The organism is Variovorax sp. 38R, from assembly GCF_014843395.1.
Lineage (GTDB): Bacteria > Pseudomonadota > Gammaproteobacteria > Burkholderiales > Burkholderiaceae_C > Variovorax > Variovorax paradoxus_H.
The window spans coordinates 6,674,673-6,692,363 of the sequence record NZ_CP062121.1 but is presented as its reverse complement, the minus strand read 5'-3'; the positions used below and the strand labels follow the sequence as shown (position 1 = coordinate 6,692,363).

At 68.6% G+C, this 17,691-nt stretch carries 20 protein-coding genes; 6 read left to right on the top strand and 14 right to left on the bottom strand.

The features are described 5' to 3' along the window. Positions 1–13: 13 nt before the first annotated feature. The 3 genes from IG196_RS31125 to IG196_RS31115 all read right to left on the bottom strand — a co-directional run bounded on the left by IG196_RS31125 (position 14) and on the right by IG196_RS31115 (position 4,752). Positions 14–2,935 carry an SEL1-like repeat protein gene (locus tag IG196_RS31125; RefSeq protein ID WP_192194310.1) on the bottom strand — a complete coding sequence of 974 codons (2,922 nt, stop codon included), beginning with the start codon at positions 2,933–2,935 and terminating at the stop codon, positions 14–16. A 63-nt stretch (positions 2,936–2,998) separates the two neighbouring features. Beyond that, on the bottom strand, positions 2,999–3,919 hold the full coding sequence (locus tag IG196_RS31120; protein ID WP_192194309.1) for an alpha/beta fold hydrolase: 921 nt from the start codon (positions 3,917–3,919) through the stop codon (positions 2,999–3,001). A gap of 230 nt (positions 3,920–4,149) precedes the next feature. Next, positions 4,150–4,752: a TetR/AcrR family transcriptional regulator gene (locus tag IG196_RS31115; protein ID WP_101490633.1), complete on the bottom strand. Its 603-nt coding sequence runs from the start codon at positions 4,750–4,752 to the stop codon at positions 4,150–4,152. 174 nt (positions 4,753–4,926) lie between these two features. Between IG196_RS31115 and IG196_RS31110 the strand changes: the two genes are divergently transcribed. Then, positions 4,927–5,871 carry a CysB family HTH-type transcriptional regulator gene (locus IG196_RS31110; protein WP_101490634.1) on the top strand — a complete coding sequence of 315 codons (945 nt, stop codon included), beginning with the start codon at positions 4,927–4,929 and terminating at the stop codon, positions 5,869–5,871. Between the two features lie 113 nt (positions 5,872–5,984). Then, positions 5,985–6,254, top strand: coding sequence for a hypothetical protein (locus IG196_RS31105; RefSeq protein ID WP_101490635.1), 270 nt, complete (start codon positions 5,985–5,987; stop codon positions 6,252–6,254). 94 nt (positions 6,255–6,348) lie between these two features. Here IG196_RS31105 and IG196_RS31100 read toward each other — a convergent pair whose 3' ends face one another. Both IG196_RS31100 and IG196_RS31095 read right to left on the bottom strand, forming a co-directional pair. Beyond that, positions 6,349–6,807, bottom strand: coding sequence for an RcnB family protein (locus IG196_RS31100; protein WP_192194308.1), 459 nt, complete (start codon positions 6,805–6,807; stop codon positions 6,349–6,351). 137 nt (positions 6,808–6,944) lie between these two features. Beyond that, entirely contained in the window at positions 6,945–7,535 is a 591-nt protein-coding gene (locus IG196_RS31095; RefSeq protein ID WP_192194307.1) for a dihydrofolate reductase family protein, read from the bottom strand. A gap of 110 nt (positions 7,536–7,645) precedes the next feature. Here IG196_RS31095 and IG196_RS31090 point away from each other — a divergent pair, with 110 nt between their 5' ends. Then, a complete protein-coding gene (locus tag IG196_RS31090; RefSeq protein WP_192194306.1) occupies positions 7,646–8,074 on the top strand; it encodes a winged helix-turn-helix transcriptional regulator in 429 nt (142 codons plus the stop codon). A 10-nt stretch (positions 8,075–8,084) separates the two neighbouring features. Here the strand turns inward: IG196_RS31090 and IG196_RS31085 are convergent, their stop codons facing one another. Beyond that, positions 8,085–8,816 (bottom strand): CPBP family intramembrane glutamic endopeptidase, encoded by a 732-nt coding sequence (locus tag IG196_RS31085; RefSeq protein WP_192194305.1) that lies wholly within the window; start codon positions 8,814–8,816, stop codon positions 8,085–8,087. Positions 8,817–8,986: 170 nt separating this feature from the next. Between IG196_RS31085 and IG196_RS32190 the strand changes: the two genes are divergently transcribed. Next, on the top strand, positions 8,987–9,223 hold the full coding sequence (locus IG196_RS32190; RefSeq protein WP_225616859.1) for a hypothetical protein: 237 nt from the start codon (positions 8,987–8,989) through the stop codon (positions 9,221–9,223). Between the two features lie 8 nt (positions 9,224–9,231). Here IG196_RS32190 and IG196_RS31075 read toward each other — a convergent pair whose 3' ends face one another. From IG196_RS31075 to IG196_RS31050, 6 genes are read right to left on the bottom strand one after another with little or no spacing between them, the layout of a single operon-like run. Beyond that, entirely contained in the window at positions 9,232–10,125 is an 894-nt protein-coding gene (locus tag IG196_RS31075; protein ID WP_192194304.1) for a VOC family protein, read from the bottom strand. A gap of 34 nt (positions 10,126–10,159) precedes the next feature. Then, entirely contained in the window at positions 10,160–11,005 is an 846-nt protein-coding gene (locus IG196_RS31070) for an ABC transporter ATP-binding protein (protein ID WP_192194303.1), read from the bottom strand. Continuing rightward, positions 11,002–11,853 (bottom strand): ABC transporter ATP-binding protein, encoded by an 852-nt coding sequence (locus tag IG196_RS31065; RefSeq protein WP_192194302.1) that lies wholly within the window; start codon positions 11,851–11,853, stop codon positions 11,002–11,004. Before IG196_RS31065 ends, IG196_RS31070 begins: the two co-directional genes overlap by 4 nt. Beyond that, complete coding sequence (locus tag IG196_RS31060) at positions 11,834–12,409, bottom strand: OsmC family protein (RefSeq protein ID WP_192194301.1); 576 nt, start codon at positions 12,407–12,409, stop codon at positions 11,834–11,836. The genes IG196_RS31065 and IG196_RS31060 overlap by 20 nt, the downstream gene beginning before the upstream one ends. Before the next feature lie 14 nt (positions 12,410–12,423). After that, positions 12,424–14,253: an ABC transporter permease gene (locus IG196_RS31055; protein ID WP_192194300.1), complete on the bottom strand. Its 1,830-nt coding sequence runs from the start codon at positions 14,251–14,253 to the stop codon at positions 12,424–12,426. After that, entirely contained in the window at positions 14,254–15,441 is a 1,188-nt protein-coding gene (locus IG196_RS31050; RefSeq protein ID WP_192194299.1) for an ABC transporter substrate-binding protein, read from the bottom strand. It lies immediately after the preceding gene. 161 nt (positions 15,442–15,602) lie between these two features. Here IG196_RS31050 and IG196_RS31045 point away from each other — a divergent pair, with 161 nt between their 5' ends. Continuing rightward, a complete protein-coding gene (locus IG196_RS31045; RefSeq protein WP_192194298.1) occupies positions 15,603–16,244 on the top strand; it encodes a GDSL-type esterase/lipase family protein in 642 nt (213 codons plus the stop codon). Here IG196_RS31045 and IG196_RS31040 read toward each other — a convergent pair. Beyond that, the gene (locus IG196_RS31040; protein ID WP_192194297.1) at positions 16,222–16,683 is read right to left on the bottom strand and encodes a hypothetical protein; all 462 of its coding nucleotides are present in this window, start codon (positions 16,681–16,683) and stop codon (positions 16,222–16,224) included. The two genes, IG196_RS31045 and IG196_RS31040, sit on opposite strands and share 23 nt — an antisense overlap. A 96-nt stretch (positions 16,684–16,779) precedes the next feature. On the opposite strand from IG196_RS31040, the gene IG196_RS31035 reads away from it, so the two are divergent. Beyond that, the gene (locus IG196_RS31035; RefSeq protein ID WP_095743046.1) at positions 16,780–17,157 is read left to right on the top strand and encodes a MerR family transcriptional regulator; all 378 of its coding nucleotides are present in this window, start codon (positions 16,780–16,782) and stop codon (positions 17,155–17,157) included. On the opposite strand, the gene IG196_RS31030 is transcribed toward IG196_RS31035, so the two are convergent. Next, on the bottom strand, positions 17,124–17,648 hold the full coding sequence (locus IG196_RS31030) for a class IV adenylate cyclase (RefSeq protein WP_192194296.1): 525 nt from the start codon (positions 17,646–17,648) through the stop codon (positions 17,124–17,126). The genes IG196_RS31035 and IG196_RS31030 overlap by 34 nt on opposite strands. Positions 17,649–17,691 lie beyond the last annotated feature (43 nt).

The window sequence follows — 17,691 nt, the reverse complement described above, 5'->3', positions numbered from 1 at the left end:
AGGGCGGACCCACTCACTCCGGTTGGGCCGCGGGCAGCGCCTCCACCCGCTGCGTCCACTCGCGGGCCTTGTCCTCGTCGAAGAGCGGGCTGTCGGGGTCGCCGTAGAACTGCTCCGCCAGAACCTCCATGCAGGCGCGCTGGCTCTCGAGGTTCTCTTCGCAGTCATCGAGCGCGGCGCCGGTGAGCAGCCAGCGCTCGGCGGCTGCCGCGTCTTCCGGCGCGCCCTGGCCCTGAAAGCGCATCCAGCCCAGCTCGTAGCAGGCCCAGCCCTGCTGGCGCTGGGTGCTGTCTTCCGCCACCTTCTGCATCGCGTAGAGGGCCTCGGCATACATGACGTTCACTTCCGCTTCTGGGTGGTCCTGTTCGGCCAGCGCCCCTGCGTGCCGGCACAGCGTGCGGCCGAGCTGCATCGTGGCGCTGGTGTCGCCGGCTTCATGGCCGCGGCGGAAGTAGCCGATTGCGCGCGCCAGGTCGGGCTCCCCGGGTTCGCCGAGCTTGCGGGCCAGCCCCAGGTTGTAGAGCGCCATCGTGTTGTTCTTCTCGGCGGCCCGCTCGTAATGCCGCACGCCGCCTTCCAGGTCGCGCTCGCCCCCCTCGCCTTCGCACAGCATGTAGCCGAGCTGGGCCTGCGTGGCGGCGTCGTCCTCGCCGCCATGGGCGATGGCGTGCAGCAGCCACGCACGCCCCAGGGGGGCGTCGGCGCCGAGGCCCGCCTTGTCCCAGCGCAGCATCACCGAGAGCTCGCGCATGGCCACGGGCAGGCCCTCGGGTGACGCGGTTGCGGGGGCGTCGCCGGGTTCGCGCACACCGGCGGCGCGCGCCATCCAGCGCAGGGCTTCGCGCGGGTCGGCCTCGATGCCCTCGCCGTCGCGCAGGTGGCAGGCCAGCTCGTAGGCGGCCCGCAGGTCGCCGGCGGCATGGCGCGCGGCCATGTGCTCGGTGTGCGCCTGCTCGCGGCCGTCGGCATGCAGCCAGACGTACAGGCCGGTGTCGTTGCGCACGGCCTTCACCGGCTCGCCCGCGCTCCAGCGCTTGCACAGGTCCGAGCGGACCACCGTGGACATCCAGCCGTCAGCGACGGACACGGCGGCGCTGATCCACGGATAGGCCTGCGGATGCAGCACGGCGCCATCGGCGCGCAGCACGCCCACGGCGAGTTGCCCCTTCTCCGCCTTCGCGCTGCGCGGCACCGGATCGGCGACCAGCCAGCCGATGTCCTGCGTGCCCCAGGCCAGCGGCTGGAGCGTGCGGTGCCGGCACGGCACCAGCTCGCGGCCGGCGGCCACGTCGTAGATGCCGCGCAGCCACGGCGCGTTCTTCGCCGTGCGCCCGCCCTTGGACGCCACGCGCACCAGGTCGCGCCGGACCATGGCGTGCGCGCGCTCCTCGCCGGTCAGCGGCTCCAGGGTCTCGAAGCGGCCATAGTCGAAGGGCACGAGCACGCGGCCCTGCCCGTCGACGAGGCCGCACAGGCCGTCGGCGCGTTCCACGGCAAAGCGCTTCGGCCGGGCCGGGGTGCCACGCTCGCTCGACGGATCGTTGTCTTCGCTCGTCAGGCTTTCGATCGGGTATTCCTCGAGCAGGTCGACCTGCTCATACACCGGCTCGATCACGACACGGCCCTGTGCATCGAGCAGCCCGCTCTTGCCGTCGCGTGTGGCTTCGAAGCCCTCCCAGTCGTGGCGCCACTGGATGTTTTCGAACTCCGGCGGCACGGCCCATTCGCCGTCCGCGCGCACCAGCCCCCAGCCGCCCGCGTCGGCACGCGCGGGCGCGAGGCCGAAAGGCGTGAAGTCTTCGGCCTCTTCGAACCGCGGCGCGATGACCCATCGGCCCTGCAGGTCGATGTACCCGATGCGCTCGCCCACGCGGGCACGCACCCGGCCTTCGACAAAGCTCCAGACCTCGTCGACCGAGGGCGCCAGCAGCCAGCTGCCGTCGGTGCGCAGCAGGCCGACGTGGTCGCCGACCAGGGCGGTGGCGATGTCGTCCTCGAAAGCCCAGACCTCGTCGAGCTGCGGCTCGAGCAGCACGCGCGGCGCTTCGACGTCGGCGAGCAGCAGGCCTGATTGCTCGCCCTGCGAGATCCAGAGCAGGCGTCGGTCGCTCCCGCCGGCGTAGCGGATGTCGTCCCACGCGGGCTCGACCACGGTGGTGCGCTGGCTGGCGCCCTCGTCGTCGTACACCAGGCGCATCACGCCCCAGCGGCCGTCGACCTCGAAACGCCAGAGGTCGCCGCCCAGGTGGTTGTCGTAGTCGGGGCGTTCGTCGTCGTCCTCGTCTTCTTCGGGCTCGAAGTCGGCAAAGCGCTCGTCGCGCGGCTCTTCGTAGCCGTCAAAGTACGGATGCGAGAGGCTGCCGAAGCCGAACTGCCAGGCCCAGGACTCCCAGTCGGCAAAACGCTTGATGCCCAGCGCCGCGTCGACACCCGGATGGTTGCCGCTGTCGATGCAGCGCCGCACCTCGGCCCACAGTTCATTGCACTCGCGGCGGTTGCGTTCGATGAAGTCTTCGCCTTCCGTGTCTCCGCCCAGCCAGGACAGTTCGTCGAGGTTGGCGGAGAAGCGCGGCGCGCTGTCGTCCGGCGTGTCGTCGATCAATTCGGCCAGATGCAGCGCCACCGCCTCGAACTGCCGCGCGATCTGCGGCAGCGTGTGCAGCATCGGATGCCGTTCGACAAAGGCGTGCAGCTGCCGGATGCGCGCGAGCGCGGCGTGCGCGTCGCTGGCAAGGTTGTCGGTGCCGGCATCGCCGAAGACGCGCTGGTGGTCGATGGCGTCGCCGGCCGCGCCATCGGCCAGCAGGAGCTGCCAGAGCACGGGGAAGTTGTTGTTGGCTTCGGCGATTTCGTCGGCCGAAGTTTCTTCGGGGTCAGCGACGTCGTCGTCGCCGGAAAGTCTGTGTTCGAGATAGAGCCAGGAACGATTGCCCATGTGTGGTCGCGTGTGTCGTCCACGGCGAAGGCCGTGGGTGGCGCCCAGTTTAGAGGCGCCGTTTCACGCGCACGTGACCGCCGCGGGCGACATCAGAAACTGCGTGACCTGCGCGAGCACGGCCTGCTCTTTCAGGATGCGGCGATGGCCCCAGCCCTGCGTGGGAAAGAGCCGCGCGCCGGCAATCGCATCGCGAAACGCTTCGGCGTCGGCGAAGCGGTTCACGCGGTCGTCACGGTCATGCACGATGAGCGTCGGTTGCGCGATGCGCGGGCCCACGGCGGCAGGCTCGAGCTGCTGCATCAGGATGCCTTCGCGCGCTTCGATCAGGCGCTGCATGCCCGCGCGCGTGCGCTCGCTGAGGCCGAACACCTGCGCGAAGTAGCGCGTGTACTCGCGCGGTGAAGCCGGCGGTGCGAGCAGCACCAGCCGCTGCGCCGGCAGCCCGCGCCCCGCCGCATAGGCCAGCGCATTGGCCCCCAGCGAATGCGCAACCGCCGCGCGCAGCACATGGCCGTCGGCCCCGAGCCGCGCCGCCACGTAGTCGATGGCGCGCGCGAACTGCGGCAGGTTGCTGGCCGTGCCCGCGCTGCGGCCATGGGCCGGCATCTCCAGCAGCACGGGCCGCAGGCCTTCGGCGGCGATGGCCTGCGCGAGCGGCAGCATCTGGCCCGCGTGGCCGCCCCAGCCATGAACCAGCAGCACGACCGGCGCCGACTCGGCGCCCGAGTCCTGTGCGGCGAGGTGGTAGATGCCGAGGTTCGCGTCCTCGAAGGACCAGGCCTCACGGCGCCAGTCGGTGCCGGGGTGCTGGCCGCGGTACAGCCATTTGGGTGGCAGCGGCGTGCCGAACACGCGGTACGCCGCGCGCACGCCGAGCGCGGGCCACAGGCGCTGCGAGGCGCCGAGGCCGAAGCGCATCGCGCGCATCAGCGGGCTGGCGCTGTAGTAGCCCGGGGGAACGGAAGGGGTGGTCGTGGTCATCGAAGAGGTTCCTTGTCGGGGCTCAGTACTGAGTGCTCAGTACCAGACCCAGTCCTGGTTGCTGCGCGGCAGGCTGCGCAGCGTGTCCCGCACGCCGCGCACACCGAGAAGGGCCGCGTAGGCGGCGAGGAAGAGGGCAATGATCAGCATGGTGCTTCTCCTTTTTTATCGCACGATGGTGCGAAATTAAGGCAAACGAAGAGGCAAAGTTCGTCGTCTGCGGGTGCGCCTCAGGCGCGGTAGCTGGAAAGAAGGCGCTGCCAGGTCTGGCCCGCGCGCTCGGCCGCATGCCCGTCACGCAGGAAGCGCGCGTCGTGCAGCTGGTTCATCATGATTCCGTTGATCTCGCTCACGAGCTGGGCGGGATCGGTGTCGGCCTGCAGCTCGCCGGTCTCGACCGCCTGCAGCACCGTGCGGCGCAGCGCGGCACGCCAGCGCGTGATCTCGTCGAACAGCAGGTCGCGCAGCTCGCCTTCGCGGTCGTCGAACTCGAAGGCCCCGGCCACGTAGAGGCAGCCGGTTTGTGCTTCGACGTCGCGCGTGCGGGCGATCCAGCGCGCGACGATGTCGTTCAGGCGGGGCAGGCCCTTGGGCTTCTGCATGGCGGGCACGAACACCTCGGCCAGGAAGCCGCGGCCGTACTCCTCGATGACGGCCTTCTGCAGCGCCTCGCGCGACCCCACGCGCGAGAACACGCCGCTCTTGGACAGCCCGAGCCGGCTCGCCACGGCCTGCAGCGAAATGGCCTCCAGCCCTTCGGCCAGCGCGAGGTGCATCGCCGCGCCGACGATGGCGGCGCGGGTGAGTTCGCTTTTCTGGGTCTTGGCGTCCATGCGGCGGACTTTAGCACAGTCGTGCGAAACATCAATCTCTACACGAAGAATGGCCTCATAGATGTTTTGCTCATGTGAAACCAACAAACGCATCGTTCCCTGCATAAGCGCTTCTACCGAGAATCGCCGGTCGGCCCCGTCCGGGGTCCGGACCTTTCACCTCCTGCGCGCCCGATGAACTTTCAACAACTGCGCTCGGTACGCGAGGCCGTTCGTTGCGGCTTCAACCTGACCGAGGTCGCCCACACCCTTCACACCTCGCAGCCCGGCGTGAGCCGGCAGATCCGCGAGCTCGAGGAAGAGCTTGGCATCGAGCTCTTCGTGCGGGCCGGCAAGCGGCTCACGGGCCTCACCGAGCCCGGCGGCCATGTGCTGCCGATCATTGAGCGCATGCTGATGGAGAGCAGCAACCTCAAGCACGCGGGCCAGGAGTTCGTGGCGCAGCAAAGCGGCCTGCTGTCGGTGGCGGCCACGCACTCGCAGGCGCGCTATGCAATGCCGGTGGCGGTGCAGGAATTTCGCGCGCAGTTTCCGAACGTGAAACTGCACTTGCACCAGGGTTCGCCCAAGCAGATCGCGCAGATGCTGCTCGACGGCGAGGCCGACGTGGGCATTGCCACCGAGGCGTTGGGCGACTACCCGCAGCTGGTCGCCCTGCCCTGCTACCGCTGGACGCACTCCGTGATCGTGCCGCCAGGGCATCCGCTGCTCGACGCGCCGCTCACGCTCGAAGCGCTCACGCAGCACCCGCTGATCACCTACGACACCGGCTTCACGGGCCGTTCGCGCATCGACGAGGCGTTCGAGCAGCGCGGCCTGCAGCCCAACATCGTGCTCGCCGCGATGGACGCCGACGTCATCAAGACCTATGTGCAGCTGGGCCTGGGCGTGGGCATCGTCGCCGGCGTGGCCTATGAGGCCGAGCGCGACACGCAATTGCGCGCGCTCGATGCGGGACGGCTGTTCGGCATCAACCTCACCAAGCTCGCGGTGCGGCGCGGCAACTACCTGCGCAAATATGTCTACGCGTTCATCGAGTCGTTTGCGCCGACATTGACGCGCGCGATTGTCGAGAAGGCGTTGGGCGACGAGGTCAAGGTTTCTCACTACGAGATTTAGCTCAAGCGCAACGAAATCGACACTTCCGGCTCCAGGGTTGAAAAGAATGCGCGCGGCTTCACACAAGCGGCGTACATTCGGGTTAATTCCTTGGCTCCCGGAACGGATCAGCAATGGCATCGACTTCGCAGCAGCAGCAGAAACTACAGGCCACCCGGGCCGCCCAAAAGGCGGCCGATGCAGCGGAGAAGCGCGAACGCCTGAAACGTGCCCTGCCTGCCACCGTTGAACTGCTGCAAAGCCGCCAGGCCGATCGCATCGACGATCGCGACATCGACGCGTATGTCGATCTCAACTGGCTCGAATGGCATGGCGGCGGTTTGCGCCTCACCATCACCGGGCGCAACGTCTGCGCCCAGTCGGCCGCTACCGCGGTGGCCTGACAAACAGCCCACCCGACAGTCCCCCAAAGAAAAACCGCCACAGTCTCCTGTGGCGGTTTTTTGCATGTGCGCGGTGTGAACGCGGAGTGAAGGTTTACTGGCCCGCGATGATCTGCGCGATGAGGCCGGTGGCGATGGCTGCGAGCACATAGTCACCGCCCACGCCGACCCACTGGTAGCCGCGCGGCGGCTGCTGCAGGCGGTAGGCGCGCCAGTCGTTCACCACGTAGTTGCGGCCCCGGTATTCGGTCGGCACGCGGCCACCACGGCGCCACTCGCTGTGCGGCTGCGGGAAGCCCCGGCGATCGAACTGGCGGCCGTCGCGGAAGTCCTGGTCGCCGCGGTAACCGGCGTGAGGACCGCGGTGCGAACGGTGGTCGTTGCGCTGTTCGTAGCGGCCTGCGCCACGGTGGTCGTCACGCTGCTCATAGCGGCCGCCGCCCGGACGTTGGTCGTCGCCCCGGCGATCTTGCGCCAGCGCGCTGCCTGCTGCCAGGGACAGTGCGAGCGCCGCAACGGCGGCAGTGGTGAGGCGCTTGGTACGGAAGATCATCTGGAACTCCTTTTGTTTGTCTGTGATGACGCCTCCATTGTGTGCAGCCCATGTGTCTGCTTGCGATGCATCAGGTCTTCGTCAGATGAAATACGGTAAGCGCAGGTATCTGCGCGGCGTGTTGTCCTGCGCGTCCTTCATGCCGGCGCGTAGCGGTTCACCACCATGCCGCAGTCGTAGGCGCTCGATCCGAGCAACCGAAGCGCATGACCGTGGCGCGTGTCGTGAAACACCGAGCGGCCCGCGCCCACGGCCGTGGGGTTCACGAAGAACTGGAACTCGTCGACCAGCCCCGCCGACGTGAGCGACGACGCAAAGCCGACACCGCCGATGGTGAGGATGTCTTGGCCCGGTTGGCGCTTGAGCGCATTCACTTCGTCTGCCATCGCGCCGCGCGCGATGTCGGTGCGTTCCCAGCGCGAGGCCTGCAGCTTGTTCGTGAGCACGACCTTGCGCACGTCGACGATCCGCTGAGCAAAGGCGTAGTCGGGGTTCGCCGGAAAGCGCGTCGCGGCGCGGCCCCAGTGATCGAGGTAGCCCTCTTCGATGATCTTGCGGCTCAGCAAAATCGTGTCGACGCCCGCGAACACGGCATTGAAGTCACGCTTGAGCGCCGCGTCCCAGCGCCACCGGTCGCCCCAGCCCCACAGCTGCCAGTCGATGTCGCCGTTGGCCGGCGACACAAACCCGTCGACCGACATCTGCATTTGCACGATGAGCTTTCGCATCGGAGTCTCCTGAAGGTCGCTTGCGAAAACCGATCTTGAAATGCAAGCAGTTTCAGTATTCTCAAACCGATGCGAAAATGCAAGCAGTTTCTTGAACCGACGGAATCCCGATGGCCATCCAGCAGAAGTCCCTGTGCCCGATCAACCTCGCGCTCGAAGTCGTCGGCGACCGCTGGAGCCTGCTGATCGTTCGCGACCTGATGTTTGCGGACAAGCGGCATTTCCGCGAGTTCCTGCAGTCCGAAGAAGGCATCTCCTCGAACATCCTCACGGAGCGGCTGAACACGCTGGTCGAACACGGCGTGCTCAGCAAGACCGACGACCCCACGCACAAGCAGAAGGCGCTCTACAGCCTCACGCCCGTGGGCATCGACCTGCTGCCGGTGATCACGCAGCTCGGCATCTGGGGACGCAAGCACCGGCCGGTGACGGCCGAAAGCGGTGCGCCCGCGGCCGCGCTGGAAAAGGGCGGGCCGGCGCTGCAGAAGAAGATGCGGGCCGCGCTGCGCAAGGCGCACCTGGGCGGCCGCCCGACCTGACCCGCCCGGTTCAGTACAGGCCGACCGCGAGCGCGAAGATGGCCAGGCCATGCGCCAGCGTGGCACCCAGCAGCCCCGCACGCCGGCACACGAAGCCGGCCACCAGCCCTTCGATCAGCGTGAACACCAGCACCGGCAGACCCACGCGGGTGACGATCCACGCCAACCAGGCATGGCACAGGCTGAACAGCAGGGCCGCGACGACCAGCGCGCGACTCGCCGGCATGTGCCGCGCCAGGCGCTGCTGCAGCAGGCCGCGGAACAGCAGTTCTTCGTAAGCATTGCCGAGCAGCGCGAAGATCAGGATCGGTGCGTACAAGGCAGGCCCGGGCACCGGCAACGAGGGCAGCGCCAACGCCGCCTTCAATGCCGCGGCGATGGCGCTGATGACCACGGCGCCCACCACGCCCCAGAGCACCGACGACACGACCGCCCCCTGGCGCCACCACGCCATGCCCTCACGTGCGGCGCGCTCGAGCCAGGCCACGCCAACCACCAGCGCGGCCGACATGCCCGCCAGCGCGAGCAGCACCGGCGCCGGCCCATTCAGACGCATCGACCCCGCATTCAACGCCCAGAACCCGGCGGGGCTCATGGCGTCGCGCGCCACCACAAAGAACAGGATGTGCACGGCCAGCCGCACGCCGACCTGCGTGCGCGGAATCAGCAGCAGCAGGACCAGCGCGAGCACGCCCGCAGGCAGAATCGAAACGAGGTAGCCGGACAGTGAAGAAGAAACCATCGAGGAAGTAGGTATGCCAGACCACGCCGTCGCAGCCGCCGTCATCTATGCCAAGGACGTGGCCCGCGTGGGCGCGTTCTACGCCAAGGTCGCGGGGGCTGACGCTCTCGTTACCGGAGCCGGGCTATGCGAGCCTCGCATCACCCGCGTTGCAACTCTTCATTGTCGCGATGAATCCGGACATCGCCGCCAGGGTGCAGATCGCACAGCCACCGGTGCCGCGCGAAGACACCGCGCTCAAATTCATCTTCCCAGTGGCCAGCCTCGCGGAGGCACGGCGCTTGGCCGCCGAGTCCGGCTGTGCGCTGAAGCCGGTGGCGGCCGAATGGGAATTCAACGGCTACCGCCATTGCGACGGGCACGACCCCGAGGGCAACGTGTTCCAGCTGCGCGAACGCGTGGGCTGAGCGCCGCCCTACCCGCCGACCGTGCTGCTCGCCGCGTCGTTGCGCGCGCTGCCCTGCACTGCCAGCCCATCCAGCGGCGGCAGGTCGAGTTCGATCCATGCACCGTGCGCGCGTGCGAGGTCGAAGGTGCCGGTCGATTGCGGCCGGTCGGTGTGCAGCACCAGCGCATACGGGCCCTCGCCGCGCACGGCGATGCGTTGTGCGAGCGCGTCGCCACCCAACTCTGCCGTCGAAGCGCGGTCGCGCGGTGACGACAGCACGAGCACGCTGCTGCCCAATGCGATCACCGCCACGCGCACCTGGCTGGCGGGTACGGCCACAGGTTCGCCGATGTGTGTGGCCGTGTCGTCGGACACGGTGCCCAGCAAGGCGCGGTAGCGCGCCAGCGTGGCGTCGAGGTCGCGCACGGCGATGGCCAGGCTGGCCACGCCGAGCACGCCGTTGGGATGCACGCGCGCGGCGCCCTCGGGCACGCGCAGGGCGCGCCGCGTGAGGTCGCCGCACAGGAACGGCAGGTCGGCCGACGGGGCGCGCGCAGTCTGCCAGCGCAGGTGTTCGCCGTCGGGGCGCACGCGCCCGCCGTCGAGCGGGCCTTCGAGCACGAGACCGCGCGCTTTCGCGTCGGCCACGGTGACTGCGGTGTCGCGCGGCAACAGCGCGAAGTCGACGATGCCTTCGCCGTGCCGCTGCAACAGCTGCCACCAGCGCTCGGCGGGCGCGGGTTCGCGCCACGCGATGAGTTCGAAGTAGCTGCCGTCGCTGAACACGACGAGCGCGTTGTGCGTGCTGCGGCCCGGATGGTCGCCGCCGCGCAGCACATGGAAGCCGAGCGCGACGTAGTCGGCGATGGCGCGGTCGAGATCGTGCACGGCGATCACGACGTGGTCGAGGGTCAAGGGCATGGTGAAGGTCTTCCTCGCAGCAAAAGTGTCGTGGTCAGGAGGCGGTGCGGGCGGCGCCCTCGCCGCCCAGGTAGGCGTCGCGGATGCGCGCATCGGCCAGCAGTGCGCGCGCCGGGCCCGAGAGCACGATGCGGCCCGTCTGCAGCACGTAGCCGTGGTGCGCGATCTGCAGTGCGAGGCTGGCGTTCTGCTCGACCATGAAGACCGAGACGCCCTGCGCGTTGATGCGCGCAATGAGCTCGAGCACCTTGTCGACGTACAGCGGCGACAGGCCCATGGTGGGTTCGTCCATGCACAGCAGCTGCGGTCGGCCCATGAGCGCGCGCGCCATGGCCACCATCTGCTGCTCGCCGCCCGAGAGCGTGCCGGCCAGGAAGCCCAGGCGCTCCGCCACGCGCGGGAACAGTTCGAGCATGCGCGCCAGGTCTTCGGCCACGCCCGCGCGATCGCGGCGTGCATAGGCGCCCATGAGCAGGTTCTCGCGCACGGTCATCGCGGGGAACAGGCGGCGTGCCTCGGGCACCGAGCCGATGCCCTTGCGGATGATCTGCGGCGTGCTGAGGCCGAGCGTCGATTCGCCGTTGAAGCGGACCTCGCCCGAGCGCGGCTTAAGCAGGCCGAGCACGATCTTCATCGTGGTCGACTTGCCGCTCGCGTTGCCGCCGAGCAGGCTGACGATCTGGCCTTTGCGCACTTCGATGTCGAGGTCGAAGTGGGCCTGCACGGGGCCGTAGAAGCTGTTGACCTTCTGGAGTTGCAGCAGTGGCGGGACGGTGCCCACCGAAGCTTGCGTGATGGCGCGTTCAGGCAGATCGTCGTTTCTCCCCTCTCCCCAGAGGGAAGAAGGCGACAGGCCGGTGCGGGCGACGGTCGCGATCATGCGGGCACCGCTTCTTTCTGTGCTTCGCCCACATGGCGATGGCCGAGGTAGGCCTCGATCACCGCGGGGTCGTTGCGCACGTCGTCCGGCAGGCCTTCGGCGATCTTGCGGCCGTCGTCGAGCACGGCCACGCGGTCGGACAGCTGCATCACGAGGTCGAGCTTGTGCTCGATCAGCAGGATGGTCTGGCCGCGCGCCTTGAGGCCGCGAATGATCTCCAGCATCTCGGCCGTCTCGCTCTCGTTCATGCCGGCCGTGGGCTCGTCGAGCAGCAGCAGGCGCGGTCGCAGCGCGAGAGCGCGCGCGATCTCCACGCGGCGGCGGTTGGCGTACGAGAGGCTGTAGGCTGGATGGTCGGTGCGCGGCGTGAGGCGTTCGCCGAAGAGCGCGATGATCTCGCGGGCTTCATTGCGCAAGGCTTCTTCCTCGCGCCGCACGGCGCTTGGTTGCACCAGCGCGAGCGCCAGTTCGGCCAATGCACCCAGGCCCGGTACGCCGCCCACGCGCGGTTTCACGGCACACAGCCGCGTGTGCGCGCCGACCAGCACGTTGTCGAGCACCGAGAGGTTCGCGAACACGCGCCCATGCTGGAAGGTGCGCGCGAGGCCGCGCTGTGCAAGCTGCTGCGCGGGCAGGCCGGTGATGTCGTGCCCGTCGAAGCGCACCTGCCCGGCGTCGGGCTTGTCGAGGCCGGTGACGAGGTTGAACAGCGTGGTCTTGCCCGCACCGTTCGGGCCGATCACGCTCAGCAGTTCGCCCTCGCCCACCTGCAGGTCGACGGCGTTGACGGCCGTGAGCCCGCCGAAGCGGCGCACGAGGCCGCGCACTTCAAGCAGTGGCGAGGGCATCGGCGGTTCGATCGGAAGTGAGGGCGGCCTTCGAGTTCACGAGCTTCACCTCGGCGCGGATGGCCTGCGGATTGCGCAGCAGGTTGAGGATGGGGCAGTTGCGCTCCACCGCTTCGAACAGCGCGTCGATCTCCTCGCGGCTCGCGGGCGAATCGATGTGCACCGTGTAGCCGATCTCGTGCGGCCAGATCGGCGTCTGCTCGTGGCCCAGCTTGCCGCCGCGCGGGTCGATGACGCCGGTCACCTCGACCTCGAGGCTTTCGAGTGGCACCTGCCGTTCGGCCGCCTGGATCAGGAAGATGTGCGTCACGCAGGTACCGAGCACGCCGAGCTGCAGCTCGGGCGAACTCGGGCCGAGGTTGTAGCCCGCGAAATCGGGCGGGCTGTCGCTGATGACCTGGTGCTCGCGGATGCGCAGGCGGCGCACGCCGCTGCGGCCTTCGGCGCGCACGCTGGCCTTGAGCTGCGAAGGCTGTGCGGTGCCGGCCGCGACGGCGGCGTTGCGTGCCAGCACGGCGGTGCGTTTCTCGGCGAGGTAGTCGTTCAGGTGGCTCATGGTGTGTGGTTCTTTCAGACGGTGCCGAGCAGGCCTTGGGGACGGAAGCGAATCAACAGAAGCAGCGCGACGCCGTAGATCAACATGCGGTACTCGGCCGTCACGCGGAACAGCTCGGGCAGGCTCACGAGTGCGACGGCACCCAGCAGTGCGCCGCTGATGTTCCCGAGCCCGCCGAGGATCACCATCGTGAGCGCGAGGATCGAGATCTGCGAGCCGAAGGTCTCGTGGTTGATGTACGAGTACATGTGCGCGGTGAAGGCGCCGCTCACGCCCGCCGCGAAACCGCCGAAGCCGAAGGCCAGCGCCTTGTAGCGGTCGGGGCTCACACCGTAGGCGCGCGCGGCCACCTCGTCTTCGCGCACCGCGCGGAAGGTGCGACCCAGGTGCGAGCGCAAGAGGCGCCACTGCAGCAAAGCCAGCAGCACCAGCGCACCGAACGAGGCCCAGTAGATGGCCTCGTTCGACGACGCATCGCGCCCGAACAGCGACAGCGGCGGAATGCCCGACACGCCGATCGGCCCGCGCGTGAGGCTTTCCCAGTTGAGGATGGTGAGCGCCACGATCTCGCCGATGCCCAGCGTGGCGATCGACACGTAGTGCCCGCGCAGCCGGAAGGCCGGGAAGATCAACGCCGTGCCGATCAGCGAGGTGAGCACGCCCGCGACGACGATGCCCGTGCCCACGGGCAGGTGCAGGTCGAGCACCAGCAGCGACGAGGCATACGCACCGATGGCCAGCAGCCCCGCATGGCCCAGCGAGATCTGGCCGATGGTGCCGGCCACCAGCGTGAGGCTCAGTGCGAGCGCACCGTAGAGCCACGCATTGGTGAGCGTCTGCAGCACGTAGGGCGACGGATCGAACAGCGGCAGCAGCACGGCCGCGGCGAACAGCGCGAGCAACACGCGCGGCGGCACGCGCCACGGCTTGCTCGGTGCGATGAAGGTGCCGGTGAGCGGTTCGGGCGGCAGCACACGCTTGCGGCCGAAGAGGCCGTTCGGCTTCCACACCAGAATGACCAGCAGCAGCGCAAAGGCAAACAGGTTGCGATAAGGCGTGCCGAGGATCGCCACGCCATAGCTTTCGATGAGCCCCAGCAGCAGGCTGCCGACGATGGCGCCGGGCACATTGCCCACGCCGCCGACCACCGTCGCCACCACGCCCTTGAGCGTGGCCTGGAAGCTCATCGCCGGGCTGATGTTGTTGTAGTACATGCCCACCAGCAGGCCCGAGAGCCCGCCCAGCGCGGCGGCGATGGCGAACACGGTCTGGTTCACGCGGTTCACGTCCACGCCCATCTGCTGCGCGGCATCGCGGTCCTGCGCGGTGGCGCGCACGGCCCAGCCGAGTTTCGTGAAACGCAGGAAGCCGAACAGCACGGCCGCGCTCGTGATGCCGATGCCCGCGATCAAGAGGTCGAGCGCGCCAATGGTGCCGGTGCCGATCTGCAGGCGCCAGTCGGGCAGCTGCGTGGGCAACGCGCGCGGGTCGGGGCTGAACACCAGCTGCACGAGGATGTCGAGCACGAAGCTGATGCCGATGGTGGCCAGCAGCGGCGCGATGCGCGCGGCGCCCTGCAATGGCCGCAGCCCCACGCGCTCGATCAGCATGCCCAGCGCCCCCGAGCCGATCACCACCAGCGCGATGGTGATCGGCAGCGGCGTGTGCAGGTAGGTGATGCTGGCCCAGCCGATGTACGCGCCCACGGTGTACACCGAGCCGTGCGCGAAGTTGATGAGGTGCGAGACGCCGAAGATCAGCGCGAGCCCGACCGCCAGCAACGCATAGATGTTGCCGATGATCAGGCCGTTGACCGTGTGGTCGAAGAAGGAGGTGAAACTCATCTACTTGGCCGATGCCAGCGCCGCCGCCTTCTCGTCGATCTGCGCCCACTTGCCGTCCTTCACCACCAGGTTGACGCTCTTCACGCCGATCACGCGGCGCGTCTGCGCATCGAAGGTGGCCTTGCCGAAGATGACGCTGGGCACGTCCTTGATCTTGTAGAACGCATCGCGCACGGCCTTGCGGTCGGCCTTCGGGCCGGCCTGGCGCAGCGCGGCGGCGGCGTACACCACGGCGTCGTAGGCATAGGCGTTGAAGGCGTCGGGCTCCTTGCTGTACTTCGCACGGAAGCTCTTCACGAACTCCTGCACTTCGGCGCGCGGCTCGTCGGGATAGAAGGCGGTGTTGGTGTGGATGCCGTTCACGGCCGCGCCGCCGAGCTCGATGAACTTGGGCGAGTAGACCGAGCCCACGGCGGCGATCGGCTGCTTCAGGCCCACGCTGCGCACCTGGCCCGCGATGAGCGCGCCGTCGGGGTAGTACGAGATCAGCACCAGCCCGTCGGGGTTGGCATCGCGCACGCGCACCAGGGTCGAGCGGAAGTCTTTCTCGTCGGGCTGGTAGCCCTCGGCAATGGCGAGCTGCGCGCCGCGTTCCTGCGCGGCCTTCACGAGCACGTCCTTGCTGGTGCGGCCCCAGTCGGTGTTCAGGAAGAGCACCGCGATGCGCTTGAAGCCCAGCGTCTTCACGGCGAGGTCGGCCAGCAGCGGCTGCGCGTCGGCCTGGCTGATCGACGGGCTCCAGATGTAGTCGCCGCCCTTGGTGAAGTCGGGGTGCGAGTTGGTGAAGCCCAGCTGCACGAGGCCCGCGCGCTGGTAGATGGGCGAGGCGGCCATCGAGGCGGGGCTGGAGAAGTCGCCCAGCTCGATGAGCACGCGCTTGTCGTTCACGAGTTTTTGCGCAATGGCGACGGACTGGCGTGGGTCGCTCTGGCTGTCCTCGAAGTTGTAGGCGAGTGGACGGCCGTGGATGCCGCCTTGCGCGTTGATGTGATCGATCGCGAGGTCGAAGCCGGCCTTCCACTGCGCGCCGTACTGCGCGTTCTGTCCGGTGAGCGGACCGCTCACGCCGAACCACACGGGCTCGCCGCTGGCGGGTGCGGCCCAGGCCGCGAGCGGCGTGGCCAGCAAGGCGGCGGACAGTGCGACCGCATGGCGCAGGAAACGATGGCGGGTGAACAGCGGCGGCATGGGGCGGACCTCGGTGGCAGTGAAGGGATGTGCAGAGCCGCGATTCTTCGCCGCTGTCCCCGTGCCGGAAACGAAAAAAAACGGAGAGGCTTATGCGCTTTCCGAGCAAGCGAAGGGGCAAGCGCCAAGCGCTGCGCAGCCTCGTTTAAGCTGCGCGCCACATGAAGCGACGCCACCTCCTCCACATGCTCGCCGGCGTGCCGGCCACCGCCCTGCTGCTCTCAGCGTGCGGCAAACGAAAGGCCTCAGCCAACGCGTTGAAGCCCGATGCCCGCGTGCTGGCGCTGGGCGACAGCCTGACCTTCGGCTACGGCGCGTCGCCCGAGACGGCATGGCCCGCGAAGCTGGGCGAGCTCACGGGCTGGCAGGTCGAGAACGCGGGCGTCAACGGCGACACGTCGGCGGGTGCGCTGGAGCGCCTGCCCGCGCTGCTGTCCGCCGGCAGCTACGACGCGATCCTGATCGGCATCGGCGGCAACGACATGCTGCGCGGCGTGTCGCCCGCCAGCACGCGCGAGAACCTCGCGGCATTGATCGAGCAGGCGCGCGCGCACACGCCGCACGTGGCGGTGCTGGCCACGCCGGCGCCCGATGCAATGCGCGTGGTGTTCGGCTCGCTCAGCGACGCGCCGTTCTACGAAGAGGTCGCGACGTCGGGGCAGGCGCTGCTGGTCGCGGGTGTTTATTCGGGCGTGCTGTCGGATGCGGCCCTGCGCTCGGACCGCATCCATGCGAACGCGAAGGGCTACGCCAAGGTGGCGGAGCAGCTCGCCGAGCAACTCAAGACTGCGGGCTGGCGCTGAGGCCTGTGGCGCGGTCGTCGGAGCGCATCGCTGCGCGCGCTGTGGCACCGCGCACCGGCAGGCTCTCCAGCACGCCGAACAACAGCTCCATCGCAGTGAAGCCGAGGATGATCAGGCTGGCGCCCTGCGTCACGGCGTAGACCTGCCAGGTGGCGAACAGGAAGCGCGCCACGGCGTCGTAGCGCCCATAGCGCAAGCGCGGATCGCGGATGCGCAGCACGGCCCAGACGGTGACCACCGAGCCGAGCAGGTTGGCCATCAGCATGTGGACCGGGTCGAAGGCCGGAAAGCTGCCCGGCAGCTGCAGCGTCTGGATGGTCCACAGCAGCATGGCGTGCACTGCGGCAAAGGTCCACGGCGTGGCGAAGCCGATGGTCACGACGAGGTCGTACCAGGCGCTGGCGCGGACGATGCGTTGGTAGGTGGGAAGCGCGATCATGAAGAAGAGCCCTGCAGCGAGTGAAGAAGCCCCGGAAGCTAAAGCCTCGGGTACGCTCCAGGGTCAAGCACATTCTTCGGCGAAGGAACAACGACCATGCAGATCGGCCAGCTGGCTTCGGCGACGGGCTTGAGCCGCGACACGCTGCGCTTCTACGAAGAGCGCGGCCTCATCCGCGCGCAACGTGGCAGCAACGGCTACCGGGTCTATGCAAAGGAAACCGTGCAGATGGTGGGCTACATCCGCACCGCGCAGAAGCTCGGCTTCAGCCTGCACGAGATCGGCGACAACCTGCCCGCGGTGTGGGAGTCGGCCGCACCCGACGATGCGATCGCGGCGCTGCTGGCCGACAAGGTCGCGGTCATCGACCAGAAGATCGCCGAGCTGAACGCGCTGCGGCAAGACCTGCTGGCGCGCGTCCCCGCCGGCTGCCCGATGGCTCAGGCGGCCTGCGCGCGCAACAGGTCGACGTAGGCGCCCTGCACCAACTGGCCCTCGGCCACGCCGAGCCGGGCCATGAGCGCATGGGCTTCGGCCACGCCGGCCTCGGCGGGCTCGCCCTCTTGCAGCACCACTTCGAGTTCGAGGAATTCACCGAGCCCTTCGACGCGGTCGAGGTGCACGCGCGTGCGGCCCACGAGGAACAGGCGGCGCTGCTTGCGCACGCGGCCAGCCTGGCCCCAGGCGAGCGTGAGCGATTCGCGCAGCGCATCGGGCGTGGCGGTGGGCGTGATCAGGTAGAACGATTCCTTCGGGCCGCTGCTGTCGGCGCGGCGGTAGAAGATCAGTTCGCCGCGGTCTGGGGCGAAGGTGCGCAGCTTGAGGCGGTCGGCGCTGTTTTCGCAGCGGAAGAAGGTGTCGTCTTGCGCGATCTCGGTGGGGCCCTGGTCGGCGAGCGTCGCGGCGATGTGTGCGATGCGGTCCACGCTGTCGATGCGGGCTTTGATCTCTATGTTTCTGGCCATGTCTTCTCGTTTTCTTGAGGCTGTGTTCGGGGCACGTGCACAG